A 24,988-nucleotide genomic window follows, 5' to 3' on the forward strand; every position below is an offset into this window, starting at 1 on the left:
GTCTAAGCGATCCGGCTTCTGCCGGTTACCCCCCGAATTCCCATTAGGTAGTTCGCCCCAAACTACCGCATCTCGTCCGGGGCATGGACGCCGAGGATGGCGAGGCCCGATGCCAGGACAGAGACGACGCCCTGGACCATGGCCAGTCGCGCTTTTGTAAGATCTGCATCATTATTGATAATGAAGCGTAAATAGGGCAAATCGCGCCCTTTCGTCCAAAGCGCATGAAATTCGCTGGCTAAATCATAGAGATAAAAGGCAATTCGGTGCGGCTCGTGCGCCGCGGCGGCAGCTTCCATCACCCGCGGATAAATTGCGAGGCGCTTGAGAAGATCGAGTTCGACCGGGTCTGACAGCCGTTCCATGGCCGACTCAATCAGCCAGGCGATCCGCTCGGCGGTATCCCGGGGCAGTTCCGGGAATACCTCGGCCCGCGCGTTGCGGAAGATCGAGTGACCGCGGGCGTGACCATACTGGACGTAGAACACCGGGTTGTCGCGCGACTGCTCCACGACCTTGGCGAGGTCGAAATCGAGCACCGCATCGTTCTTGCGATAGAGCATCATGAAGCGGACGGCGTCCTGGCCGACCTCATCCACCACCTCACGCAAGGTGACGAAGTCCCCGCTCCGCTTCGACATTTTCACCGGCTCGCCATTGCGCAGCAACTTCACGAGCTGGACGATCTTGACGTCGAGAGCGCCCTTACCTGATGTCGTCGCCTTTACCGCCGCCTGCATGCGCTTGATGTAGCCGCCATGGTCGGCGCCCCAGACGTCGATCATCTCCGCAAAACCACGGTCGTACTTGTTCTTGTGGTAGGCGATGTCGGAGGCGAAGTAGGTGTAAGAATTGTCCGACTTGATCAGCGGTCGATCAACGTCGTCGCCGTAAGCGGTCGCCTTGAACAGCAGCTGCTCGCGGTCTTCCCAATCCTCGACCGGCGCGCCCTTTGGCGGCGGCAGGCGACCCTCGTAGATGTCGCCTTTGGCCTGTAGGAAATCGATGGTCTCGGCAACCTTGTTGTTGCCGTTCTCGATCAGCGAGCGCTCGGAGAAGAACACGTCGTGGCGAATGTTGAGGGCGGCGAGATCGTCCTTGATCTCGTCCATCATCATCGCGATCGCTTTGGCGCGCACCGTCGGCAGCCACTCGGCCTCGCTCACCCCGCGGAGCTTGTCGCCATGCTCCTTGGCCAGCGCCGCGCCGACGGGCTTGAGGTAGTCACCGGGATAGAGTCCTTCCGGAATCGCGCCGATGTCCTCGCCGAGCGCCTCGCGATACCTGAGGAAGGCGGAGCGCGCGAGCACGTCGACCTGGGCGCCGGCATCGTTGATGTAGTATTCGCGCGTGACGTCGTGGCCCGCGAACTGAAGTAGGCTTGCCAACGCGTCGCCGAACACGGCGCCGCGACAGTGACCGACATGCATCGGCCCGGTCGGATTGGCCGAGACGTATTCGACATTGACCTTGGAGCCGCCGCGGACGCGACCGTAATCGGCGCCCTCGCGCAGCACCGTGCGCAGCGCCTCCGCCCAGGCCGCCGGCTTCAGCGTCAGGTTGATGAAGCCGGGGCCGGCGACATCGACCTTGGCGATCAGCACATCCGTGCGCAGCCGCTCGGCGATCTGCTCGGCGAGATCGCGGGGCTTTGCCTTTGCCTCTTTCGCAAGCACCATGGCGGCGTTGGTCGCCATGTCGCCATGGGAGGCATCGCGCGGCGGCTCAACCACCACACGCGAGAAATCGATGCCCTCAGGCCAGTTGGCGTCCACGGCCAGCGTACGGCAGGCGGCGTGCACACGCGCGAGCACGTCGGCGAACAGGTGCAGGGATGAGGATGTTTCGGGCATGGCCGCCGCCTAACGCAAATCCGGGGTCGAGTCAAAAAGCCGCTGGTGCTCGGTCAGGGCGAAACGGTCGGTCATTCCGGCAATGAAATTGCCGATCCGGCGAGCCCGGTCGCCCTCATTGTCGGACTCCGACCCCAGCAGCCATTCCGGCGGCAGCTCGGCAGGGGATTTCAGGTATTTTGCGAACAGGTCGAACAGGATCTGCTCCGCCTCCCCCATCACCCGCATCACCCGCTCGTGGCGGTACATATGCTGGTACAGGAAGCGCTTGATGGCAGCTTCTTCCTCCGCGACCTCGACCGGAAACGCGATCAGCGCCCGGCTCTGCTGGCGGACGTCCTGGGCGGATTGCGGCTTGACCGCGGCGAGGTTCTTCTGCGTCTCCGCAAACACCGCCCCGATCAGGTGCGAGATCAGCTCGCGCACCAGCTCGGCGCCGCGCCGGACGTCTTCCAGATCGGGATAATGCGCCGCGGTCTCGGCGATGATCTCCGCGGTCAGCGGCATCACCTTGAGATCGTCGAGGTGGAACAGGCCGGCGCGCAGGCCATCATCGATGTCGTGGGCGTCATAGGCGATGTCGTCGGCGATCGCGGCGACCTGCGCTTCCAGCGAGGCAAAGCTCCACAATTCGAGGTCATAGGTCTTCACGTAGTCGGCAATCCCCACGGGAACGCCGTGCTCGCGGTAGCGCCCGATCGGGGCGCCGCTGCGGTCGGTCAGCGGGCCGTTATGCTTGACGATGCCCTCCAGCGATTCCCAGGTCAGGTTGAGTCCGTCGAACTCGGGATAGCGGTGCTCGAGCGAAGTCACGACGCGGAGCGTCTGGGCATTGTGGTCGAAGCCGCCGAATTCCTTCAGGCAGGCGTCCAAGGCCCGCTCGCCGGCATGCCCGAACGGTGGATGCCCGAGATCGTGGGCGAGTGCCAGGGTCTCGGTGAGGTCTTCGTCCAGCCCGAGCTGCCGGGCCAGCGCCCGGGCGATCTGCGCCACCTCCAGCGAATGGGTCAGGCGGGTGCGGTAATGGTCGCCCTCGTGGAACACGAACACCTGGGTCTTGTACTTCAGGCGGCGGAACGCGGTCGAATGGATCACCCGGTCGCAATCCCGCCGGAACGGGCTGCGGGTCCGGCTCGGCGGCTCGGCGACTAGCCGGCCACGGCTGCGATCGGGGTCGCAGGCATAGGGCGCGCGGGGGGCAGCCATTCCGACGGACACGGCGAATTTAGTCCCTATCCATTTGATTCTGCGTATGGTGGCACTTAACTATGTCGGACGCGGGATACCAAATGAATTGGGCAAATGAATTTGGTATGACCGCGGGACTATCGGAGACGAGTGATGACGACTGCCGTGACCATCAGCGACCGGGCCGCACGCCGGATTGGGGAGATCCTCAAGGGCGAAGGTTTTGGCGCGATGCTGCGCATCTCGGTCGAGGGCGGCGGCTGCTCCGGCTTCCAGTACAAGTTCGACATCGACCGTGCCCGCAGCGACGACGATCTCGTGATCGAGCGGGACAATGCGGTGGTGCTGGTCGATTCTGCCTCGCAGCCCTTCCTTGCGGGCTCGCAGGTCGATTTCGTCGACGATCTGATCGGCGCCTCGTTCCGCGTCAACAATCCCAACGCCACCGCCTCGTGCGGCTGCGGGACCAGCTTCTCGGTCTGAGCGCTTACGCGCCGGTGATCTGCCTTTCCTCGTCCGTCCACTCCACCTCGACCGGCATCAGCTCTGGCTGAAGCGGCGCGTCCTCCGACATGACCTGGCCGTCCAGTGCTCGTAGCAAGGCCGCGACGAGCATAGGCTTGCGCAGCGGCTTGGCGAGGAAATCCGACATGCCCGCCTCGCGGCAGATCTTGACGTCTTCGGGGAACGCGTTGGCGGTGAGCGCGACGATCGGCAAGGCCTCGAAGCGGCCGCCTTGCGCGCGGATCGCGCGGGTCGCGGCAAGCCCGTCCATGTCGGGCATGCGCACGTCCATCAGCACGACATCGTAGTCGCCTTCAGAGGCTGCCGCGACGGCGTCGACGCCGTCGGCGACGACGCGCAGCTCGACATCGAATCCACCGAGCATCTTGCTCACGACCATGCGGTTGACTGCGTCGTCCTCGGCGACCAGCACCCTCAGCGGCCGATCGAGGCCGGCGATGCGGGCCTTCAGCTCCTCTGCCTCATCGCGCTCAGCCGTCGCATCGGAGACTTGGGCCTGGCTCCAGGGCAGCACCAGCGTGAAGCGGAAGGTCGAGCCCTCGCCCGGCGTCGAGGTGACGCCGATGGTGCCGCCCATCTGCTCGATGATGCGCCTGCTGATCGCAAGCCCGAGGCCAGTGCCGCCGAAGCGGCGGCTGATCGAGGCATCGGCTTGGGCAAAGTCGCTGAACAGCAGCCCGAGCTTTTCCGGGGCGATGCCGATGCCGCTGTCGGTCACGGTCCATTCGACGGTCGCGAGCAGGTCGCGGCGCGCCCGGCAGATGACTGATATCGTCACCTCGCCTTCGTCGGTGAACTTCACCGCATTGGACGCGAGGTTGAGCAACACCTGGCGGATGCGCGCGACGTCGCCGCGCAGCGTCGGCGGCAGGATCGGATCGAGCTCGACCTTGACGGATAGCCCCTTTCCCTTGCCACTCGCGCGCACCACGGTCGCAACCGTCTCGACCAGCGCCTGCGGGGCGAAGTCGATCACCTCGAACTGGAAGCGGCCGGCCTCGAGCTTGGACAGGTCGAGAATGTCGTTGAGGATGCGCTGGAGATTGTCTCCGGACTCCTGGATGGTGGTGACGGCCTCGCGCTGCTCCGGATCGAGTTTTGTCTCCAGCAGCATGCTGGCGAGCCCGAGCACGCCGTTCATGGGCGTGCGGATCTCGTGGCTCATCACCGCGAGGAAGTCGGACTTGGCGCGGCTCTCGGCCTCAGCCTTTTCCGCGCGCCAGCGCTCGGTCACGTCGCGGCCGAAGCCGCGATAGCCGAGGAACTGGCCGTCGCGATCGTAGGCCGGCTTCGCCGTCAGCGACCACAGCCGCGCCTCCCCGCCGGCGACGACCTTGATATTCATCTCATGCAGCGGCTCGGCCTGCTCCATCAGGCCGACGATGTTGTAGGCCGCGCTCTTGTCCTCGGGGCAGAGCATGTTGAGCACGTCGGCGAAGTGCGATCCCTTCAGCAGCGGAAGCGGCAGCTGCGCGACGTCGGCGAAGCGCTGGGGCACGTCGACCAGATGCCCCTCGGCGTCGGTCTGCCACAGCCAGTCGCTGGCGTTCTCCTGAAAGTCCTTCAGCAGCAGCGAGATGATTTCAGTCTGACGCTCGAGCTCGAGCTGGGCCTTGAGATTGCCGAGGAACAGGTTGCCCTGGGAGACGATGTTGCGCGCCATGAAGAATGCGAACAGCAGCAGGAATACCGCTGTCACCAGATACGGCCCGGTGCCGCACAAGAGCAGCGCGCCGACGCAGGCGATCGTCATGGTGGCGAGATAGACGAGGCCGGCACGAGGGAAGGTCGACAGCGTGAACGCTCCGCCCGACATCATGCCGACCATCAGGCAGGCCAGGATGAGCTGGCTGGTTGGTCCGATGCGGCTGAACAGCGCCAGCGGCAGCATGCCCCAGATCGCGGCGAGGAAGAACGCCTGTCGCAGCACCTGCCGCGCGGCGCGGCTTGAGGCCTCCTGCAGCGGATTTCGATGCGACCGCCGCCACGAACGCACCGCGAGCAAGGCGGTAGCGGCGAACGCCATGCCCCAGATCGCGAGGAAATCGTTCCAGCCCCTGCCCCAGAACAGGATCAGCACGATGGCGACGTTGAGCATGGTCACGGCCATCGTCACCGGGATCAGCCGCGTCACCGCGTCGATCTGCTTGGCGCGGATGCGCCGCAGCGCCCGCTCGCTGAGATCGGCGGTCAGGCCGTCCTCGATCTCGAAGCCGCCGAGCCAGTACAGGAACGCGCCCATCACGCCATCGCGCGGCTCAGTTCGCTTCATGGATTTGTCCGGCCATCCCGTCAGAGGAACCTTTTGGGCATCAATGACCCGACGCGCGCTTAAGCCGGGTTAATTTTGTGGGAGATTCTGCGGCCGCCTTGACGGGCGCGTTTGCATTTTGTTCTAACGGTAGCTCCCGCCTGGAGCCCTCCAATGCCCATCAGAGTAGCCACCTGGAACGTGAACTCGGTCAGGCAGCGCATCGACCTGCTACTGACCTGGCTGAAGGAGTGCCAGCCGGACATCGTCTGCCTTCAGGAGATCAAGTGCGTCGACGAATCCTTCCCGCGGCTGGAGATCGAGGCGCTCGGCTACAACGTGGTCACGCACGGACAGAAGACGTTCAACGGCGTCGCCCTGCTCTCCAAGCTCCGGTTCGACGAGACCAAGTCGGGCCTCGCCGGCGACGACGAGGATGTGCATGCTCGCTTCCTCGAAGGCGTGGTGACGCTCAAGCAGGGGGTGTTGCGCATTGCCTGCCTCTATCTACCCAACGGCAATCCGGTCGGCACCGACAAATATCCCTACAAGCTCAAATGGATGTCGCGGCTTCTTGAGTATTCGAAGGAGCGCCTCAAGGAGGAGGTCCCGCTGATCCTCGCCGGCGATTTCAACGTCATCCCGCATGGGCGCGACGTGCACAATCCCGCCGCCTGGACCGAGGACGCCCTGTTCAAGGCCGAGACGCGGGAGAGCTTTCAGTCCCTGCTCGGGATCGGCCTGACCGACGCCTTGCGGGCGGTCACGGATGAGGGAGGGCTCTATACCTTCTGGGACTATCAGGCCGGAGCCTGGCAGAAGAACCAGGGCCTGCGCATCGACCATTTGCTGCTGTCGCCGCAGGCCAGTGACCGGCTCGCCAATGTCGGTATCGACAGCTATGTGCGCGGCTGGGAGAAGCCGTCGGACCATGTACCGGTGTGGGCGGATCTCGATCTCGAGGCGGCGTAAGCGCCGATCAGGTGGTGGGCACGCTGTGCTTTGCCCACCCTACGGGACCGAGCTATTCCCGGCGGCCCTGCACCCACTGCTCCAGCATTTGCAGGCACATGGCGCGGTCGTCGTCGGAGGCCTTGGCGAAGGCGCGGTTGTAGCTTTCCTTGATCCAGGTCTCCTCGGCCCCGGCGCTGTCCCGGGCCAGCGTCAGCCACATCAGGCCGCGCGCGGCCTGTCGCGGCAGGCGGTCGCCGTTGAACAGCATCTGGCCGAGCAGCGCCTGGGCCTGATGCTGGCCCTTCTGAGCGGCGAGGCCGAGCCAGCGCGCGCCATAACGGAAATCCTCGCGCGAGGCGTCCGGCGTCTTCAGGTACAGGCGGGCCAGATCGTACTGCGCGTCCGCGTTGCCGAAATAGGACGCGGCATAGGAGAACATCTCCCGCGCCCGCTCCGGATCCGACTTGATCTTCGAGTTCGGGATGCCGCTGAGATAGTAGCGGCCGAGCGCGACGAAGGCGTTGGCCACGATCTGCGCTTGCGGCGCCGAGGGGCTGTCCTCGGCATGCGCGTTGGCGATGCGGCTGAAATATTCGAAGGCGCGCAGATCGTCCTGGGCGACGCCGTCGCCATTGGCGTACATGCGGCCGAGCTTCCACTGCGCGATGGGGTGACCGCCCTCGGCGGCATATTGCAGGGCGCTGAGCGAGGTTTCCTGGGATGCGACCGCCGGCGGAACTCTGGTGCGAACCGTATTCGCAGCCCCTGGCAAGGTGGTCACGACCGGGATGGTCGCATCCTTGTTGACCGGCGCGCCGTCAAAGGCGAGCGCCGGCGCGGCCAGCGCAGCAGCCCCCAACATAAACGCAACTATCGCACGCCTAGATGTCCGCATAGCACTGTTTCTCGTGCGCGCCGCCCGGATGGGTCACCGCCCCCCCGAGCGCTGGTCCAACCTGCTGAGCATACTTCCAGAGCGCACCCGACGTGTGGTTAGTCGCGCGAGCCGCCCATTTGGTCTTGCGCTGGGCGAGCTCCTGGTCGCTCAATTTCACGTTAAGGGTACCGGCGACGGCGTCGATCTCGATGATGTCGCCGTCCTCGAGCAGCCCGATCGGGCCGCCAATGGCGGCCTCGGGCCCGACATGGCCGATGCAGAAGCCGCGGGTGGCGCCGGAGAAGCGGCCGTCGGTGATGAGCGCGATCTTGCCGCCCATGCCCTGGCCGGTCAGCGCCGCGGTGGTCTGGAGCATCTCCCGCATGCCCGGGCCGCCCTTCGGCCCCTCGTAGCGGATCACGATGACTTCGCCTTCGCGGTAGGTGCGCTTCTGAACCGCCTCGAAAGCGTCCTCCTCACGGTCAAAGCACCTGGCCGGACCGGTAAACCTGAGGTTGGACATTCCCGCGACTTTCACGATCGCACCTTCTGGCGCCAAATTGCCCTTCAGACCGACCACACCGCCCGTGACGGTGATGGGTTTGTCTGCCGGGTGCACCACGTCTTGGTGCGGATTCCACTTCACGCTCTTGAGGTTTTCGGCGATCGTGCGGCCCGTGACGGTAATGCAATCACCGTGCAGGAAGCCGTTGTCGAGCAGCGTCTTCATCAGAAGCGGTATGCCACCTACTTCAAACATGTCTTTGGCGACATAACGGCCGCCCGGCTTCAAATCAGCGATATATGGTGTCTTTTTGAAGATTTCGGCGACGTCGAATAAGTCAAACTTAATGCCCGCCTCGTGCGCGATCGCCGGCAGGTGCAGTGCAGCATTGGTCGAGCCGCCGGATGCGGCGACCACGGCAGCGGCATTCTCCAACGCCTTGCGGGTGACGATGTCGCGCGGCCGGATGTTGGAGGCGATCAGGTCCATCACCTTCTCGCCCGCGGTCATGCAGAAGGCGTCGCGGATTTCATAAGGTGCGGGGGCACCGGCCGAGTAAGGCAGCGCAAGGCCGATCGCCTCGGAGACGGTCGCCATGGTGTTGGCGGTGAACTGCGCGCCGCAGGCGCCCGCCGAGGGGCAGGCCACGCGCTCGATCTCGTCGAGATCCTCGTCCGACATGGCGCCGACCGAATGCTTGCCGACCGCCTCGAACATGTCCTGCACGGTGACCTGTTGCCCGCGGAAATTGCCGGGCAGGATCGAGCCGCCGTAAATGAAAATCGACGGCACGTTGAGACGGACCATCGCCATCATCATGCCCGGCAGCGACTTGTCGCAGCCGGCCAGGCCGACCAGGGCGTCGTAGGCGTGACCGCGGACCGTCAGCTCGACCGAGTCGGCGATGCATTCGCGCGACGGCAGCGAGGAGCGCATGCCGTCATGGCCCATGGCGATGCCGTCGGTGACGGTGATGGTGCAGAATTCGCGGGGGGTCCCGCCGGCCGACGCCACACCTTTCTTCACCGCCTGCGCCTGGCGCATCAGGGCGATGTTGCAGGGGGCGGCCTCATTCCAGCACGAGGCGACGCCGACGAACGGCTGGTGGATCTGCTCGGTGGTCAGACCCATGGCGTAGAAGTAGGACCGATGCGGCGCGCGCGCAGGGCCTTCCGTCACGTGACGGCTCGGCAGCCTCTGCTTGTCAATCTTCGCGCTCATCGCAAACCAGTTTCCCCGGTCAACCCTTTCAGACCCGAAAAATCAGAGCCAAGATTTGAATCGACCTTGGGATTTCCCGTCGCCGTCGAAGACTGCCGCTGCCCTTAAATCATTAGAGTGATTTTATTCATGTTCGGGTGTGGCCAAAAAGCGGCGCTGATGCGAACGGCCGGTGATGGGGGTTAAAACACCAATCACTGTTGCTTGAACACAACAATCGTGGCGTGGAAGACACGGATTGTCCTACCAAGATACCCCCGCAGGGATGATGGTCCACAACTTCCGATTTCACAGCACGGGCAGCGCTCCCCGTTTGACGATGAGGCAGCTCGGCTGAGTCGGCGCCGCCCTGCTGCACCACCGAGCCCCTCTCATGTCCCGGACGCGCAGCGGTTGCGGCGCAGAGCCGGGATCCAGGGCCACACGGTACGACGCAGCGACATGGGCCCCGGCTCTGCAGCGCATCGTCGCTGGATGATGCTTCGCATCGCCAGGGTGACGCTGCGCTGCGTCCGGGGCACGAGAGCGCAGTGTGGCGCACGCCGCCTCCACATCGTCATTGCGAGCGCAGCGAAGCAATCCAGAATCAGTCCGCGGAAAGACTCTGGATTGCTTCGTCGCAAGGGCTCCTCGCAATGACGGAGCAAGGGGCACTGCTGTCGTCCTCCAACTGCCACTGTCATTCCCCGCGAAGGCGGGGAATCCAGTACGCCGCGGCCTCTCGGTTCAATCACAAGTGTCTCGGAGTACTGGATCGCCCGGTCGAGCCGGGCGATGACAGCGAGTGTGTGGTTAGCGCTCGCCCCAATCTCGTCATTGCGAGCGCAGCGAAGCAATCCAGAGTCTTTCCGCGGCAAGACTCTGGATTGCTTCGTCGCAAGGGCTCCTCGCAATGACGGAGCAAGGGGCAATGGCGTCGCTCTCCAATTCGCATCTGCGTCGCAGACACGCCTTCTCATTCTCGCGGCGCGTTTCGCCCGAGCTTTGCTTCGTCACTCCACCCTCTTATCCAAGAGGGCGCAGGGAAGGCCGGGTGCCGGCGGCACCCGCGGTCCGCTGCGCGAAAAGCACACGCAGAGAAGACCGCACAGCAGCATACAGGTGAAGCCCAACACACGGCCTTCCCTGCGCAGTGGTTTGACGGCTTATGCCGCGCTCTCCTGGGAGCCGAATTCCTTCTGGCCTCCCTCGCCCTCGTAGAAGTCACGGCACCCGCGCCGGTTGACGCCAATGCCGCATCCGCCAAGGCTTGACCGTAGCAACGACGGCCAGGACCACACGTCTATATTTTGGCATTCGGTGAAACACGCCGAAACTAACAAAATCCTTTAAAACAAGCACTTTTCGACTACGCTGATGCGGGCTGTTTCAGCGGGCTTCACCAAAATAAGGGCCCGGCCCTAAGCCTTTCAGCGTCCGCACGACAAACTGAAAGCCCCAAAGCCGAGCCCTTTGGTCCCAAGCCTCAGGAGCCGAAACCACATGAATGATACCATTATCCCCTCCCTCGCCGGCAAGCGGGGCCGCAACAGCAGCGTCATCCTGACCGACCGGCTGTGTGAGAAACGGGTCGCCAAGCGGACCAAGTTTTACGACCGCAAATGCCCGGGCCTCTACGTCAGCATCACCACGGCGGGCGTCGCGACCTTCTCCTTTAAGTTCACCGACCGGCAGACTGGCAAGCAGCGCACCGGCTGGCTCGGCGTTTACAACCCCGAGACCTTCACGGTCGAGGACGCCCGCAGCAAGGTCTACGGCCTCAAGGCCATGGGCGGCGAGACGCTCACCGAGACCTTCCGCGACCAGCAGGCCACAAAAGCGAAGCGCGGCAAGACCGTCGGCGAGATCATCGACGAGCGAATCACCTGGATGAAGACGCCGGTCAAGAAGCCGGATGGCGAGATGCGGCCTCGGCTGGAAAGCTGGGAGAACACGGCAAGCCACCTCAACCGCTTCATCCGCCCCTGCCTCGGCAAGAAACTGGCCATGGAGGTCACCAAGCACGACATCGCAACGCTCTCGAACGACATCGTCGCAGGCAAGTTCGGCAAGCCCTCGGTCAGCAACGCGCGCCATATGCGCAAGGCCGCCTCCGGCCTGTTCAACTGGGCGGCGGAGGCGGGCCGCGACTACGTGACTGCCAGCCCTTGCGTCAATCTGCCCAAGCTGGACCCGGAGCATCCCCGCACCCGCGTCCTCTCCGAGGACGAGATCAGGACCTTCTGGCATGGCCTGGACCGCGACGACCTCCCCTATGACCGCCGGACGCGGCTGGCTCTCAAGTTCGAGTTGGTCACGATGCTGCGCTCACGCGAACTGCTCGGCGCGCGCCGGGATGAGTTGTTCGACCTCGACGGCGCGCATCCCCGCTTCGACGTCCCCCTCAAGCGGGTCAAGAAGCGGCGGGTGATCCAGCAGCCGCTGTCAGATCTGGCGATCGAGATCATCAAGGAGGCGCTGACCTCCGAGGATCAGCAGTTTGTGTTCGAGAGCCCGATGTACAAGGGCCAGCCGATCCACCGCAAGGCGATGGCCGACGCGCTGCGCGGGACCAAGTACGAGAAGAACAAGGACAAGACCAAGACCGCCGGCCTGTGCGAGTTGATCGGCCTCAAGCCATTCACGCCGCACGACCTGCGGCGGACGGCGGCAACCCTGGCGGGCGATCTCGGCTTTGACGACGCTTGGATCGCGAAGTGCCTTGATCACGCAGCAAGCAAGAAGGGCGAGCAGATCGTGCCGACAGTCACTGGCAAGGTCTACAATCACAGCAAACGCATGAAGGAGAAGCGCGCGGTGTTGGATGGTGTTGCGGCCGAGCTGCGGCGCATCATCGAGAATGTTCCTACGCAAGCCATCGAACAGGCCCAATCTCAGCTTCCAGCCTGACGGCCGACCCGGACCAGTCAGCCCAGCGCATATCGCGCTGGCGTCTCGGCATTTCACTGCGCAGGGAGTGTAAAGGCGAAAATAGAGCAATAAAATCAATGCATAAGCGGGCTTGTGTCCACCGTTGTGTCGCGATCTCGGGAAGGTGCTGTTTCCAAGGAATTTTTCGAAGAGTGATGGCCTCGCGGGAAGCCCCGTATTTTCCCGGATAGGCCAAAAGTCGGGAAGCGGACAGACCCGCGCCCGCAGTGTCAGCGACACTGACAGTGTTTCATACCGTAATGTTATTGGCTGGCGCTCAGGCCCGGTGGTCGTAGGGTTGCGACTGCCGGGCCTGATTTGCTTTCGCTGTGAGGTAGATCAACCGGCCGTTCCGGCGGCGTTCTATACGGGCAGATGGACCGCGCGATGCTGCAACAGCATCTCGTGATGGCCGAGCGACACGTCGATCTTGGTGAGAAGCACCTGTCGAAGCAAGAAGCTCTGATCGCGGAGCCCGACCGCGATGGCCACGATACGGCTGATGCTCTGAAGCTCCTTGCCACCATACGCGCGACACAGCGGCTGCACCTTCATGATCGCGACCGGCTGTTGACAGAGTTGGAGCGTTAGGCCCGACGCTTGCGGCTGGAAGTCCCCCCAGCTCATTGCGATGATCCGGGCCGCCGGTCGGCACTTCATCCGCCTTATCCACAGCCGCCTCCGTAATCCTCCGGCTCCACACTACCCTGCATTGTGGCATCTTCGTGTTTCCCGATTCGTCAGAAGGACATACGCATGGCACTGAACGAAGGTGAGATCGCGATTGTTAAAGGCATGCTGCTTCGCGGAGATCGGCAGCACGATATCGCCGCGTATTTCAGCATCAACGGTGGCCGCATCGCTGAAATCAGCACGGGGCAGACTGGCAACAGCATCACGGCGTCGCCAGCAGAAGACCTGCCGCCAGCAGGCCCCTACATGGCTGGCCGCTCGGCACTCCGCGCTCGGGACACGCTGATCGCGCTTCGCGATCTGATCCAAGACGCGATCAACGATATCGATCTGTACGAAAAGCCGAAAGATTGAAAGAAAATGGATGACGTTATCTTCCTGTACGACCAAGCAATCGAGCATATCGTTCGACTGCATGGATTTCGCTCCAGCAAGAGGCGTGACCTAGGCGACGCTGGAGATGTTCAGGACGACGTGGACAGCGTTGCAGACTTGTTGGCCAAGCGCGATTTGCTCACCTTCTCCGCGTCTCTTCGGAACTTCGCCGAGTCTGCCAAGGCTGTGCAGGAAATACGACAATTGAGGGTTCCTACCTGCAAGCTCATAGTGCCACCACAACCGCCTTACTTCGTGGACTCCGGCGAGACACTTTCGCTCTATCAAGTTCTTAGCCGGATCATCCATTCCCATACGGTTTCTATTCTCCGCTCCTCTTATGACTTTCATCTCCTCGTCGCCAAGACTGAGGAGGAATTATTTTCGATCCCATCGCAACCGATCACCGAATCTGAAACCATCTTGCTGGTCCAAACTGAGCAGGACCCAGTGACAATTTTAGCGCTGCGCACCCTAGTTCAGATCGCTTGCTCTTTTCTTGGGCCAGTATCTGAGAGACTACACATCATTCAGCGAGGCGACCGCTGAATTGTCAGGAAACTAGAAATCCAGCGGCACCATGAACAACAAGCTCAACCCGCTTCGTCTTTGGTATGTGTTACTCGATAGCCGCCCGCTATCGCACATTTCTTGGTCGTCTATTCGCAGGATTGGACAGTCACGACTTCTTAGCTTGACTATCATCGTGCCATTTTTGGGCTCAGTTATTCTGTTCAATCAGGCCGTCGTGAACTTACTGAGCATTTCCCCTGAGGTGGTAAGCCGTTGGTTTCACCTTGCGAGTGATCGCTCAGACGAAACTAAAGTCACAGCGCACACTCTTACCCTCTCGCGCTTATACTTCGCATACTTTGGACTAAGCTTTCTTGGTTTCGGGTCCGCCCTCTTCGCTCTTTTCTGCCCTGAGTCTATCAAGGAGTATCCGACCGTTACAAATTACCAAAGTGTCGAGGCTCCATTGGCGACTAAGCCAAGGTTTCGGATCTTGCTGCGTCATGCGGCCCACCATTTCTGTTTCTGGCAATGGAACATATACGATGATTATTTCCCCCTAACGGCTGCATCTCGAACCTTGAGAAGGCTTGGCGAGCCTGTCGATTTTCTAAGGCTCTTCCTGACAGTAATACTTGAGGTCTATGGCGAATGGTGCCGCAAAAACGGATCCGTTCCTGACGATCATTCCCAATATCAGGACGACGAATCTGGGCTCCCCGATCCATGGAAGCTAGTGCGGCCCATGGCCTTCAGCCGCAGAACGGAGGAATGGTGGGTCGATCAAGTCGCAGACACGTCGTTCGATTCGGAAACGCGCAACGATATCCTTGCTCTAAGCTATATGGCTTATGATCATAGTAAGCCACTTTGGAGGCTGCTTGCCGCTTCTTTCTATGCTTGCGGATTTGGGCTCTTGCTGATCCCCACGTTCCAGACATTCTACAACGTCTTAAGCAGCTTGTTCGCTCGCGCGGTGTGACGAGAGGCGCGCGGCTTGGCGAGGGTTCATCTATGATTTAACGAGCGTTCAACAGAGCTTCGTGAGACTTAAGTAGGTTCAGGCGGCCTAAGTCAGCACACGTTGCGCTTCTTGCCGCAGCAGCCAGAGAAAACGACTAGCCGACGGGCACTAAAAATCGCCCCGGTCTCCATTGGGGGCTATCAGTTATCACCGCGCGGTAGCTTCGCGACAGCTCGACGGAGCTTGACTTCGATGCACCGAGCGCAGATCAGCTCGCCGTCCCCGGCCGGTGCCGCAAGAACGGTCAGCTCTTCTGGTGCGAACTCTTCTTCGCAGTGATCGCAGCGGCGTGGGATTTCGAGCATCCGCGCATTTGCTCACGTAGTTGTGGCGGAATTCGGTAGCTCTTCAACTCGACCGACCGCAAGAAACCGAGCCCTTGGCCTAACCCATGTGCAACCTGCTCCGCGTGATCCGCAACGCGCAAGCCGGACCGAGATGACGCTGATCCGCTTGGGCTTGCATCAGTTCGTTCCGGAACACGGCGAGCGTTGCACATTTACAACCCGCGTGGACATCTGAGATGTTAAGCTGCTCGGTCGAGACCGAACAATATTTCATTGTTTACTTCAGCACGATGAGTGGGGGTGAAAGATGTTTGATGTCTATCGCAACGATAAACGCGACTTGCTCGTCCTGGGCACAGGCTCAGCGGTACCCGTGCTTGGTTCTAGGCAGAAGTGGCGCAAGAGCAGAAAGAGGGTCTGCAAAGTCAGCGACGAGATCAGGTCAGCCGTTCAGAGACAAGGCTATTACTTCCGCACGTTGCGCGTTACCGAGAAGGGATTGAGCTAGGGCGAGTGCGTTGGCGGCTCGTGTTCTGATGTGCAACCTCTAGAGCATCACCACCAAACAAGCCGCCATCCCCGCGCTCTTCCGCGTAGGTCAAGTCGGCAACCTACCGATGTCCGGCGTCTTCCCGAACTACCGGGCGCCCGTGATCATAATGCCGAAGCCGGAGCTGAGATAGCGCTGAACTGTCACACACGCTTCATTCGTCTGGAGGGCGCCGTGGCCTTACCTTCGCCGCCGACTTCGAGGTTCGGCTTGTGACAGCTTCAAACACCGCAATACGGCGATCGAGTTGCCATAGCTCGACATCGTTGACATCAACTAACTGTTCAGCACGTTCTCGTGCTTCCTGCTCGTCGGCACATTGCAAATTGGCCACGCTTATAACGTGGTGGTACTGGTCCAAAAGGTAAGCTCGGTAGTGCGCCATGCCCACGGCTCCAAGGCCCGCGTTTATCGGATCGTCACCTCAACCCTTCAATGAGCGTTCCTCCAGCCGAGCGCATCGTTCGCCGTTAGCAGCGAAGCGCCAAGGGTTGCTAAGTAGTGCGGCAATTCGCAATCGGGACGCGCGTTCATATTGCCGACAAACGAGGCGACCGCGTTCTTAAGATCACCTCGGTCGAGATGATCGAACGCCCGTTGCTTGCACCGCTCGACATACTTGTCGCGCGTCATCTCAATTAACAGGGAACGTTCCATTTCGCCTCCCCACCGGTGAGTTACTTCCAATAGTGGAGTTGGAACCGAGCGGATTTAGCCTGTCGGTTCGAAAAGCGACAAACAGACGCTCTTTGGTCGCAAGTGTGGGAATTAGGATACAGACGCACGTGGCGGGCGCTCGCAGCACGAAGTCCAAGCCGATCCCCGGTCCGCACCTCGTCTATGGTTTTCTGACGACAAACGCCGAATGCCGTCGTCGAGCCGATCCATCCAACGCGATGCCGGTGATCCTGGCGACCGATGAGGACCGCGATGTCTGGATACGCGCACCGTGGGGTGAGGCCAAGGCGCTGCAACGGCCGTTGCCGGATGATGTGCTTCAGATCGTGATGCGCGGGGCGGAGAAGGAAGATCGGGCGGTAGCCTAAAAAATACTCGGTCGCCGCGATCCCTCCGCTCGCAACAGGTCCTTTCGCATGGCTATCTGCGCACATTGATCGAGGCAGCGCCGCGACACTGCCACGATGGCAAGTTGGCATTTGAAACAAAAAGTGAAAAAAAAGAGCGGGGATATTCCCCAAAGCTGACTTGATTTCTCCATTCGCTAGCCTTCTCAGCGCATTTTATGCGCATTTTATCGATGAGTAAGCAGCGATGACTGATCAGCAATTAGCCCTGCAAGCGATTAGCGAAGCGCAACTCATATTGGAAGAATACCTTCGGCCCTGTCCTAAGGATAATGCGCATATCCTTGAAAAGTTGTTGGAAGTTCTCGAACGCCCCGCCTTGCTCGTTGCTGTAAGTCGATTGCAGCAACACGGCAATTGAGCGCGCCCATGAGCAAACCGCTTCAATCGTTTGCTTTAACCGTTTGCATTGCTGCGCTCTCGTCGCTCGAAATGACAAGCGTGCATGCTAAGCAACATTGCGCCGCTGCAATCCCGACAAATCCGCAAGGTCAGTGGTGGTCCTATCGTCTCATCGACGGACGAAAATGCTGGTACGCGGGCAAGCCCATGCTTTCGAAATCACTGCTGGAGTGGCCTACAGAGGTCTCCTCCGAACCCGGTTCTCGCGGAGAAGCTAAAGGCATTGTCATAGCTAGCAAGCCCGGCAATCCATTAGATGCACGAGCGTTGGCATTGAAAGACTTTGACACTTTTGAAGAGCGATGGCGTGCCAGGATCTCAAGTCCAAAGGGGGCCGCGCGACTGACCGATACTCATGACTAAGCGATCCTGCATCGCGCTCATCGTCGGCGAGGAATTTCGACCGTCTTTTCGCGGTCGTGCGCTTGGCTACGTCACGCAATCACGCGCCCCGAGTTCGCCGAAAACAACGTCTCTACGCAAATTGTGTGCAGCGGCCGTCAAGTGGAAGCCTACGATCAGACCTAGCCGCCTTAAAGTCAGGAGAGCAACGGGGTCACACAGCTCGATAGAAAGTCCGGCTCCCAAGATCGCAATGGTGCGTTGCTCCTCCGCGTTGAGATCAGCCCAGGAGATGCTTTCCATCACGCACCGTAAAATTATCCCGGTATCTCAAAACCCAAACGCGTGCCTGATTTGCCGTAGCATAGTCATGGCCGCGTCGGTGTACCGACCGTTGGTTAGGTATTGATCCAGCTGCGCCGTGCTGACCAGCGCCACAACTGCCACCGTGAAGCCCTTAAACATTGGGCCTCTCCTTCAAGAGACCGCCAACCGGGCGTGCCGAAATATTAAACCGTTCTCAGAATGTGCCGCCGCATATGGCGACCTAATATGCAAATGGTGACAGTGACTAGTAACCAGTTCCTTAACGGGCACGATGTCTAGATGCGCGCGGCATGGGATTAAGGCCAAGACGCTGCAACGGCCGTTGCCCGATGAACGCGCTCAAGTCGTGATAGTGGCTCCGAAGGAAGATCGAGCCGTAGCACAAGGTTCTGAGCACTTGTCCCGGGTGTGCTTCGGCCCCATATTCGACGTATGCAATCACCGATATCCACGACCAAGCGATCCAAGCACGCATGGCGCTCATGGTCGGCGCAAGGACGTTCGACCGCCTCTTCGCAGGCGTGCGGTTCGATGAAGTCGATGGGGATATTCTGTTCGTCTACGTCAAGGACGAGGACACCGCCGCTAAGATCGAGGATGAATTCGCGCTGCACATATCGATCATTGCCTCAAAGATACTGGAGCGCGAGATCAATATCGTGATGGTGTTGCCGAGGCAGCTCGTCAGTTGAGCTTACGAGGCCGGCCGGGGAGCGGCGGTGGACGGGCCAATGTCGGGTCTTCTGCGGACAGCCGACATGGAAATTCGGCTGGTGCATGTTCGGCTCAGGGCCCAACTGCGGACGCTGTCGCGCCAGGTTGGCACGGTTGCCCGCGAGGAGTATCTTTGGCTCTGACGAACGGAGCAAGTCCGGATCAGGTGTCTTATGGCCGCACCGGCAACTCATTACGTCAAGAGCGATGACGTTCACATCGCCTATCGGGTCCTTGGAAATAGACCGTTGGATTTGGTATTCGTCCCGCGTTTCGTCTCGCACGTTGAGGCGAGCTGGCACGTGGCGGAACGCAGCGCGTTCTTCCGTCGCCTGGCATCATTCTTCCGCCTTATCATTTTCGACACGCGCGGCACCGGAATGTCAGACCGAGGATCGCAGATCTTCACCCTTGAGCAACGCATGCACGACGTGCAGACGATTTTGGAGAAAGTCGGTTCAGAGCGCGCGGTTCTGTTTGGCGCATCCGAGGGCGGCCCGTGTCTGCAATCCGCGCTCCGACCATCATCTTACATCGTATTGGAGACCGCTGGCTCGAGATCGAGCACGCGCGCTCCTTGCTTTGGCAACAACTACGTTGCCTTACAGGAGGTGTATCATGAAGACCGCGCTTCTTATTGCAGCTATATTAGCTGTTGGTGTCGTATCAGCTGATGCTGGTCAGCGTCATGGTTCATCATTCCATAAAATGCACCGTGTTGGATCAAGCATGGCGGCTGTTGGTGTTCCAGCAGGCGGTAGTCTTGGCGAACAGCCTGCTTCGGCACTTTATAGGCAGAATCTGCGCGACTCAGGCTACGATGCTAAGAAGAACTTTGATAAAGCTGGTCATATGTGCGTGTCCTGTGATTTTTATGGCAATTGACCAAGCTGGTGCTGTGGCGACTGAGAACGGGATAACAACAGGAGCAGCCGGGCAAGACGAACCGGGCCGGGTGTGCAAATAGAAGCCTCGCATTTTTTGAATACGAGCTTCGCCAAAAATAGCCCCCAAAGAATTCCCATGATGGGGTTCCTGTCGGGGGCTTTTTGTTTGCCCGCCCCGCAGCTCAGCCATGCGTTCTTATTCGCGCCTGATTGGAGTTGATGCCGATGTAACCGTCCGGTGCAGCTTACGTCATGTAGTAGACGCAGCATTGGTCATCTGCATTCGCAGGCATTTGGGTCTCGTTTCTTTGCTTGCGTGTGCGTCGTCATTGTCGTCTGCCCATAAACCGCCCGCCCGCGTCAAAGACGCTCGTGGTGTTGGCGCTATCCCTACATCGACGCTGTCCGGCTCGTGCGGAGAGGCTTGAGCCAGACGAGCCGATAACGATAACCGGAACGCTCGGCGAGCACCGATTTAGGAAAATCCATAACGCAAACCTAGGGGAACGGCTCATCCCACCGGGATGCCCGCTATGAGTCACAAGCGGCGGTCGTGGCAAGCCCCCGGTTTACGGCCGATAGCCGACAATCACAATGACGGCTCACAGGCCGACGTTGGTGGGGGCCGAACGATAAGGTCGCTACGGCGCGAGGCGTCTTGCTTGCATCGAGCTTGCCGTTCAACGGCGAGGGCCAGCCTCAAGGCCGGGAGCCCACCGGTAAATTTCCCAAGTGTTGGCAACTAGACTCGCGGGTTAACTGGTGCGGATCGAGCGCCGCACCATGAAAACGCCAAAGCCAAAGCAATGGGCCGAGCAGGAGGTCCGACGATTGGTCACGCTGGCCCGCCAAGGCGTTGGCGCATCGGAGATAACCGCCGAATTGGGCCGCCACGCCGGATCGGTTAGGCGAATGGCGCGAACCATCGGAATACTGTTGAAGAAGTAGCCGTTGCGAGCGCCGGAAACGACTGGACCGTTGAGCCTTTTGGTCTAGCCGTTGTTGAGCGGGAATCGCGGCGAAGCAGCTCCCCGCCGTGACGGCCATGGCTCGCAAGCAACTCCATCCCCGTCGCGATCGTGGTGTTTCCAATAGCCGGGCTCCCCCCGTCTCGCGGGTGCCAAGCCGACTAAGCGGGCAAACTCACAGTTGGGCGCGGACGCGATATGTCTGAGGGTTGTCGTGATCGGCCAAGAACTCGAAACAAGGAGCCAAATAGCCGGATAGGCAACCAAAATGGCAGCGATTGCGATCAATGCCATCATAGCCCACCGCAGCTTAGTAGTACGGTCATGGCGCGCCGGTACCGCACGGAAACGGCGCTGCAATTCACGCAGTCGCTGTTCAGGACCAGGACCGGGACGAACGGGATTGGGGTTCGGAAGGTGCGGCATGGCTAGACCAGGGAAATGCCGAGCAAAAGACCTACAGCCCAAAGCCTCGGCCAATCTCGCGCATCAGCCCGAGTGCCGCGTCGGTATTGCGGCCATAGAAAAGCGCGCGATCAAGCTGAGAAAAGATACCCATTGCAAATAGCGCGATAGCAATGCCTCTAAACATGGTTGTGACCGGGTTGAACAATGCTGCGAAAGTTCAAAAACGGCCCCAGCCGCAGGATGGGGTAAACAGCCGGGGCCGGCATTCCCATTCCAATGTGCCGTCGGCGGTAAGCGGCACGCTCCTAGCTAGACACGCAAAAGCTAACGAACTGTTTCGTAAGCCGCGAACGACTTTGTGTCACGCAAGACGCGTACCGCAACATTTGCGCCAGCGTCGCCCGTAACACGGAGCCGAAGTAAAGTCCTTGCCGTTGCGTGTCGTTCATCTTTCGCATCTACTTGTGATTGATTTTTTGACGATCTTAATTTTTGGACCAACGCGTATGAGCGTCAAAAGCCATGATGGCGACGATTCTCCAACCAACTGGCGTGCGCGGCGTGTATTCACTGACCTCATCTGACTGTGAAGAGATCATAGAGCAGTTGGTCGAACAGATCTGAGAGCTGGAGCTTAGCTCGGCTGCTCGCAAACTAGCTGGCAAGCAAGAGCCGAAGTAGCTTCATATCGGAGACGTGGCGCCCGCGCATTTGGTTGGTTAACGGGGCAGACAGCAGAAGCATTGGGCCGGAGAAGAACTGAGTGAATTTCGCGATGGGCTGGAGCTGTGCCGATCGCGTTTATGTCTGCTCGGATCAGCATTCTGCTCCTGCTATCCTGTACCGCCAGTCATCCTCCCGAGAGCAGACCTAAAGAGGATCGCTGATCCTTAAGTTCGCCTTGGCATTCCGTTAAAAGACGGAAAGTATTTCGTTGTACTGGCTCCGTCGCAATGTGGCCGAACTGCTCTTTGGTCGCTATGCGAGCCCCCAGCTGGCTATCGGTCAGAATGGACGACATGCCGAGCCGCCGCCTTCCGCCGGATCTGCTGACCCGGAAGCAGGCCGAGGCCGAGGCGAAGACCATCGCCCGCACCGAACGAGACAAGCTCACTGGACACGGCGCATGAAACACGTTGAGGCACGCCCCTACGCCAAACCGGAAGCCGCCGCCCGCCAGTTCGTCCAGCTCGCGGCCAGCATCGAACCGGTGCAGGACGGCCGCATCCATATCGAGAAGATCAACGCGCCGTTCCTCTATACGCTCAAGGGCAGCGCCAGCGAGTTCGGTGATGGCCTGAAGTTCGCCATTGAGCGCGGCTGGATCGAACTGCACGAGAGCGGGACCTACGTCCGATTGCTGAGCCGCGGCGAAATCCACTGAGCAGACAAATCGGCCCCGTGCCACCTGGAGGTCCGCACCGAATCCGCAGCACAGGGCCGAGAGGTCCGCTGCTCAGGCCAGCCCCGACGGCTCTATCATGCGCGTCGCCGACCGCCTCTGCCACTAAGACAAAAGGTGGATTGAGACGGCAATGCGCGAGATGGAACCGGGAAAACTAACCTAAGTTAATCTGTCGGCTTGCAGCGGGAGGCGTCCCCATGCCGGACGAAGAGACAGATTTTGTTGCCAGGCTCGTCACTGCCAAGATCGAGCGCGTCAAAGCCGGGACAGAACGCGCCAGAGAGAAACTACGGGAGTCGTATCAACGGCTCGCTCTTTCGGAAAAAGTGCTCCAAATTCCAATCCCCAAGGTCTGGCATCCCGAGCCGCCGGACGATGGATGAACTGCCCGAGGCCGGTGTTAGCATCAGAACCATGACTGAGATGATTCTGATAATGGTGGCGATCGGCGCCTCGATGGTCGGATCAATAGTCGTCCTGTTCGAGATCAAGGCCGCGTGCGAGCGCAAGCGCCTGAAAAGCAAAGCTGCCTCAGTCGGGCGGCCCCCTTCACAAAGACGGCCCCGGCCGGGGGGCGCTCGAGGGGTGAGGCCGGGGCCGCTGGAGGAAGCTGGGCCCTCGGGCTAGCAAGGGCCAAGCGAAACGAGGCTACTCATCGTTCATCGCGGTGTCTGTACGCCTTAGCACTGTTCCCCGCAGGAACTTCAGCAGATTCGTAAAATCCGTGGCGGGCTCCTATCTTCGGTCCATGCGTATGGCATTCGAGCTGTGCCTGGCGACCGCCGGCAAGCAGGTCCCGAACGGGCCGGACTGGATTCATGAAGTGAAGCATGACGGCTATCGGATGCTGGTCATCCGGGAGAACGAACGCGTGCGCCTGCTCTCTCGCAACGGCACCGACTGGACGAAGCGCTACCCCTGGATTGCTGAGGCCGCGCTGAAGAACCGGCAGAAGCGCTTTGTGATCGATGGCGAGGCCGTGATCCTTGGGGTGGACGGCATCAGCGACTTCAACGCGCTGCACAGCCGGCAAGACGACCACGAGGTGCAGCTCTACGCCTTCGATATCCTTGCGATGGGCGGCGACGACCTGCGGTCCCTGCCCCTCCACATGCGCAAAGCAAATCTGCAGCAGCTATTGGGCCCGCCGGCCGGATGGGATCAGCGTAGCACCGTTCGAGCGAGGCGAGATTGGCCCCGACCTCTTTCGGGCGGCGTGCCGGATGGGCCTGGAGGGCCTGGTCTCCAAACATCGCGATCGGCCTTACCGCGGCGGCCGGCAAAAGTTCTGGATCAAGGTCAAGAACCGCAGTCATCCTGCGATGGAGCGCGAACTGTGACGGTTTGGATTTACGATCAAGGTAAGGATCTGAAGGTCTTTGCCACCGAGGAAATCGCTCAGGCTTGGCTCGATGAAAACGATCCGGAAGGCGTCGCCTTCGAGTACGATGTGCTGGAATGAGGGCGTCGGATAATGGCCCGCCGCAGTCATCCCGCTATGGATCGCGTGACGGACGCGTTGTCGTGAGAAGGCCGGTATGCCCCGCGGTTCCGGGACTGCCCAGATTAGCAAGCCTGGCTTGGGCTCTATCTATTCTGCGAACAGCTTCTGCCTGCCGCACGCTGAAGGCGGTTAAGGTGAGATCACGCCGCGCGGCCTGCACCTCGTGCAACGCACGATCGATTGCCCCATTAGCATTGTGACCAACCATTGAATTAGTTGCTCCAGATGATGATCGTCCAAGGTCGGCTGTCCCTTGGTAGGTGCGGTAGCCTAGGAGCGCTTGTGTTGGATCGAGCGTCACGCCTATGCTGGATGCCGAAAGCGTCGATACTTTTGCGGAGGCGGCTCAACGTTCGACAAGTCGCCCTCTCCGAGAATAGCGGGAACGAGTTCGTCGCTCACAACCTTCTCCATAACAAATCGCACAAGCTTGGAGCGGGAGATTCCGCGCTCCTTTGCTGCCTTCTGCAGATATTCATCGTCCAAAGGAATGACGACATTTTTGATGGCCACAAATGTGTCCCCCGTAAGTCTCCTTGTTCGCATTTGCGCTCGTTTGCTGGCCCGCAAAATTGGTGAGAATTGGAAAACACTGTGACAATAAACTAAGGTATGTACGCCGAAGTCCTGCAGACCGAGGTCCGAGGAGAACGCCCCCGAGAGCGTGGCGTTCGAATATGAGGTTCTAGAATGAACCGGATCGGCCGCAGAACGGTCTACGCCATGCTGGTGATTGTGGTGTTGCTGTTGATCTGGCAGTTTCTTGGGTCACTCTAGCCTAGGCTTGAGATGCTAGAATTTATCACTAGAGCAATAAGGAGGCGTCGCGCAGAGCGGTACATCCGGGCATTCCCGGATGATGAGCCGGCCGCGATGGTGGTGGTAGCGTTGGAATTGCGGGCCAAGAGCCCCAGAGAGGCAACAGAGATGTTCGCGCGCCGGCCGCTCAGCGATGCTGAATGGGCGCCGATCTCCGCTCGCTGGGAGCGGACGTGGCACGGGATCAAGTAGAAGGCCCGCCAGCGTGAACCGGCGGGCCCGTTGTCGTGCCGCTGTACCCTCGACAGCCGACACCGCAATGGCCTTAGCCTTCTTCGGCTAAGGGCCCAACAGGCGACATTCCCGGCTTAGCCTGATATGAAAGAGGCCGCCAACTAAGATGGCCACGGGGAATTAAATGACAGACGCACCGTTCAATGTAGGCGACCGAGTAAAGAAGC

At 60.5% G+C, this 24,988-nt stretch carries 23 protein-coding genes and 2 pseudogenes; 16 read left to right on the top strand and 9 right to left on the bottom strand.

Annotation, left to right across the window (positions count from 1 at the left end):
* Positions 1 to 62: 62 nt before the first annotated feature.
* Together argS and LRP30_RS21030 are read right to left on the bottom strand one after the other, a co-directional pair.
* A complete protein-coding gene (gene argS, locus LRP30_RS21025; RefSeq protein ID WP_249761546.1) occupies positions 63 to 1,853 on the bottom strand; it encodes an arginine--tRNA ligase in 1,791 nt (596 codons plus the stop codon).
* Between the two features lie 9 nt (positions 1,854 to 1,862).
* Positions 1,863 to 3,071 carry a deoxyguanosinetriphosphate triphosphohydrolase gene (locus LRP30_RS21030; protein ID WP_249761547.1) on the bottom strand — a complete coding sequence of 403 codons (1,209 nt, stop codon included), beginning with the start codon at positions 3,069 to 3,071 and terminating at the stop codon, positions 1,863 to 1,865.
* Between the two features lie 123 nt (positions 3,072 to 3,194).
* Here LRP30_RS21030 and erpA point away from each other — a divergent pair, with 123 nt between their 5' ends.
* On the top strand, positions 3,195 to 3,524 hold the full coding sequence (gene erpA, locus LRP30_RS21035) for an iron-sulfur cluster insertion protein ErpA (RefSeq protein WP_249761548.1): 330 nt from the start codon (positions 3,195 to 3,197) through the stop codon (positions 3,522 to 3,524).
* A gap of 4 nt (positions 3,525 to 3,528) precedes the next feature.
* Here erpA and LRP30_RS21040 read toward each other — a convergent pair whose 3' ends face one another.
* Positions 3,529 to 5,838 (bottom strand): ATP-binding protein, encoded by a 2,310-nt coding sequence (locus LRP30_RS21040; RefSeq protein ID WP_249761549.1) that lies wholly within the window; start codon positions 5,836 to 5,838, stop codon positions 3,529 to 3,531.
* Between the two features lie 153 nt (positions 5,839 to 5,991).
* On the opposite strand from LRP30_RS21040, the gene xth reads away from it, so the two are divergent.
* Positions 5,992 to 6,789 (top strand): exodeoxyribonuclease III, encoded by a 798-nt coding sequence (gene xth, locus LRP30_RS21045; protein WP_249761550.1) that lies wholly within the window; start codon positions 5,992 to 5,994, stop codon positions 6,787 to 6,789.
* Positions 6,790 to 6,841: 52 nt separating this feature from the next.
* Here xth and LRP30_RS21050 read toward each other — a convergent pair whose 3' ends face one another.
* Together LRP30_RS21050 and ilvD are read right to left on the bottom strand one after the other, a co-directional pair.
* Positions 6,842 to 7,666: a tetratricopeptide repeat protein gene (locus LRP30_RS21050; protein WP_091885564.1), complete on the bottom strand. Its 825-nt coding sequence runs from the start codon at positions 7,664 to 7,666 to the stop codon at positions 6,842 to 6,844.
* Positions 7,653 to 9,374: a dihydroxy-acid dehydratase gene (gene ilvD, locus LRP30_RS21055; protein WP_128933595.1), complete on the bottom strand. Its 1,722-nt coding sequence runs from the start codon at positions 9,372 to 9,374 to the stop codon at positions 7,653 to 7,655. The genes LRP30_RS21050 and ilvD overlap by 14 nt, the downstream gene beginning before the upstream one ends.
* Before the next feature lie 1,482 nt (positions 9,375 to 10,856).
* Here ilvD and LRP30_RS21060 point away from each other — a divergent pair.
* Positions 10,857 to 12,263 carry a site-specific integrase gene (locus LRP30_RS21060; RefSeq protein WP_249761551.1) on the top strand — a complete coding sequence of 469 codons (1,407 nt, stop codon included), beginning with the start codon at positions 10,857 to 10,859 and terminating at the stop codon, positions 12,261 to 12,263.
* Positions 12,264 to 12,647: 384 nt separating this feature from the next.
* Here LRP30_RS21060 and LRP30_RS21065 read toward each other — a convergent pair whose 3' ends face one another.
* Positions 12,648 to 12,944 carry a hypothetical protein gene (locus LRP30_RS21065; protein WP_249761552.1) on the bottom strand — a complete coding sequence of 99 codons (297 nt, stop codon included), beginning with the start codon at positions 12,942 to 12,944 and terminating at the stop codon, positions 12,648 to 12,650.
* A gap of 96 nt (positions 12,945 to 13,040) precedes the next feature.
* Here LRP30_RS21065 and LRP30_RS21070 point away from each other — a divergent pair, with 96 nt between their 5' ends.
* From LRP30_RS21070 to LRP30_RS21090, 5 genes and pseudogenes are all read left to right on the top strand, one after another.
* The gene (locus LRP30_RS21070; protein WP_249761553.1) at positions 13,041 to 13,331 is read left to right on the top strand and encodes a hypothetical protein; all 291 of its coding nucleotides are present in this window, start codon (positions 13,041 to 13,043) and stop codon (positions 13,329 to 13,331) included.
* A 6-nt stretch (positions 13,332 to 13,337) separates the two neighbouring features.
* A complete protein-coding gene (locus tag LRP30_RS21075) occupies positions 13,338 to 13,901 on the top strand; it encodes a hypothetical protein (protein ID WP_249761554.1) in 564 nt (187 codons plus the stop codon).
* Positions 13,902 to 13,932: 31 nt separating this feature from the next.
* Positions 13,933 to 14,847, top strand: coding sequence for a hypothetical protein (locus LRP30_RS21080; RefSeq protein ID WP_249761555.1), 915 nt, complete (start codon positions 13,933 to 13,935; stop codon positions 14,845 to 14,847).
* A gap of 636 nt (positions 14,848 to 15,483) precedes the next feature.
* A complete protein-coding gene (locus tag LRP30_RS21085; RefSeq protein ID WP_128932289.1) occupies positions 15,484 to 15,684 on the top strand; it encodes a hypothetical protein in 201 nt (66 codons plus the stop codon).
* Between the two features lie 46 nt (positions 15,685 to 15,730).
* Positions 15,731 to 15,832 (top strand): annotated as a pseudogene (locus LRP30_RS21090) (SOS response-associated peptidase); the annotation flags it as partial.
* 48 nt (positions 15,833 to 15,880) lie between these two features.
* Here the strand turns inward: LRP30_RS21090 and LRP30_RS21095 are convergent.
* Together LRP30_RS21095 and LRP30_RS21100 are read right to left on the bottom strand one after the other, a co-directional pair.
* Positions 15,881 to 16,111 (bottom strand): hypothetical protein, encoded by a 231-nt coding sequence (locus tag LRP30_RS21095; RefSeq protein ID WP_249761556.1) that lies wholly within the window; start codon positions 16,109 to 16,111, stop codon positions 15,881 to 15,883.
* Between the two features lie 47 nt (positions 16,112 to 16,158).
* Positions 16,159 to 16,383 carry a hypothetical protein gene (locus LRP30_RS21100; protein WP_249761557.1) on the bottom strand — a complete coding sequence of 75 codons (225 nt, stop codon included), beginning with the start codon at positions 16,381 to 16,383 and terminating at the stop codon, positions 16,159 to 16,161.
* Between the two features lie 146 nt (positions 16,384 to 16,529).
* Between LRP30_RS21100 and LRP30_RS21105 the strand changes: the two are divergent.
* The 8 genes and pseudogenes from LRP30_RS21105 to LRP30_RS21145 all read left to right on the top strand — a co-directional run.
* Positions 16,530 to 16,772, top strand: a pseudogene (locus LRP30_RS21105) (SOS response-associated peptidase); the annotation flags it as partial.
* Positions 16,773 to 16,998: 226 nt separating this feature from the next.
* Positions 16,999 to 17,172: a hypothetical protein gene (locus LRP30_RS21110; RefSeq protein ID WP_164934602.1), complete on the top strand. Its 174-nt coding sequence runs from the start codon at positions 16,999 to 17,001 to the stop codon at positions 17,170 to 17,172.
* Between the two features lie 8 nt (positions 17,173 to 17,180).
* Entirely contained in the window at positions 17,181 to 17,576 is a 396-nt protein-coding gene (locus tag LRP30_RS21115; protein ID WP_249761558.1) for a hypothetical protein, read from the top strand.
* Positions 17,577 to 18,355: 779 nt separating this feature from the next.
* Complete coding sequence (locus LRP30_RS21120; RefSeq protein ID WP_249761559.1) at positions 18,356 to 18,574, top strand: hypothetical protein; 219 nt, start codon at positions 18,356 to 18,358, stop codon at positions 18,572 to 18,574.
* A gap of 640 nt (positions 18,575 to 19,214) precedes the next feature.
* A complete protein-coding gene (locus tag LRP30_RS21125) occupies positions 19,215 to 19,481 on the top strand; it encodes a hypothetical protein (protein ID WP_128942899.1) in 267 nt (88 codons plus the stop codon).
* 2,504 nt (positions 19,482 to 21,985) lie between these two features.
* Complete coding sequence (locus tag LRP30_RS21135) at positions 21,986 to 22,243, top strand: hypothetical protein (RefSeq protein ID WP_249761560.1); 258 nt, start codon at positions 21,986 to 21,988, stop codon at positions 22,241 to 22,243.
* 218 nt (positions 22,244 to 22,461) lie between these two features.
* Positions 22,462 to 22,647 (top strand): hypothetical protein, encoded by a 186-nt coding sequence (locus tag LRP30_RS21140; protein ID WP_249761561.1) that lies wholly within the window; start codon positions 22,462 to 22,464, stop codon positions 22,645 to 22,647.
* A gap of 371 nt (positions 22,648 to 23,018) precedes the next feature.
* The gene (locus LRP30_RS21145; RefSeq protein ID WP_346016231.1) at positions 23,019 to 23,726 is read left to right on the top strand and encodes a hypothetical protein; all 708 of its coding nucleotides are present in this window, start codon (positions 23,019 to 23,021) and stop codon (positions 23,724 to 23,726) included.
* Positions 23,727 to 24,071: 345 nt separating this feature from the next.
* On the opposite strand, the gene LRP30_RS21150 is transcribed toward LRP30_RS21145, so the two are convergent.
* On the bottom strand, positions 24,072 to 24,281 hold the full coding sequence (locus LRP30_RS21150) for a hypothetical protein (RefSeq protein ID WP_128933102.1): 210 nt from the start codon (positions 24,279 to 24,281) through the stop codon (positions 24,072 to 24,074).
* Positions 24,282 to 24,988 lie beyond the last annotated feature (707 nt).

This window comes from Bradyrhizobium sp. C-145 (assembly GCF_023375135.1).
GTDB classification, from domain to species: Bacteria; Pseudomonadota; Alphaproteobacteria; order Rhizobiales; family Xanthobacteraceae; genus Bradyrhizobium; species Bradyrhizobium zhanjiangense.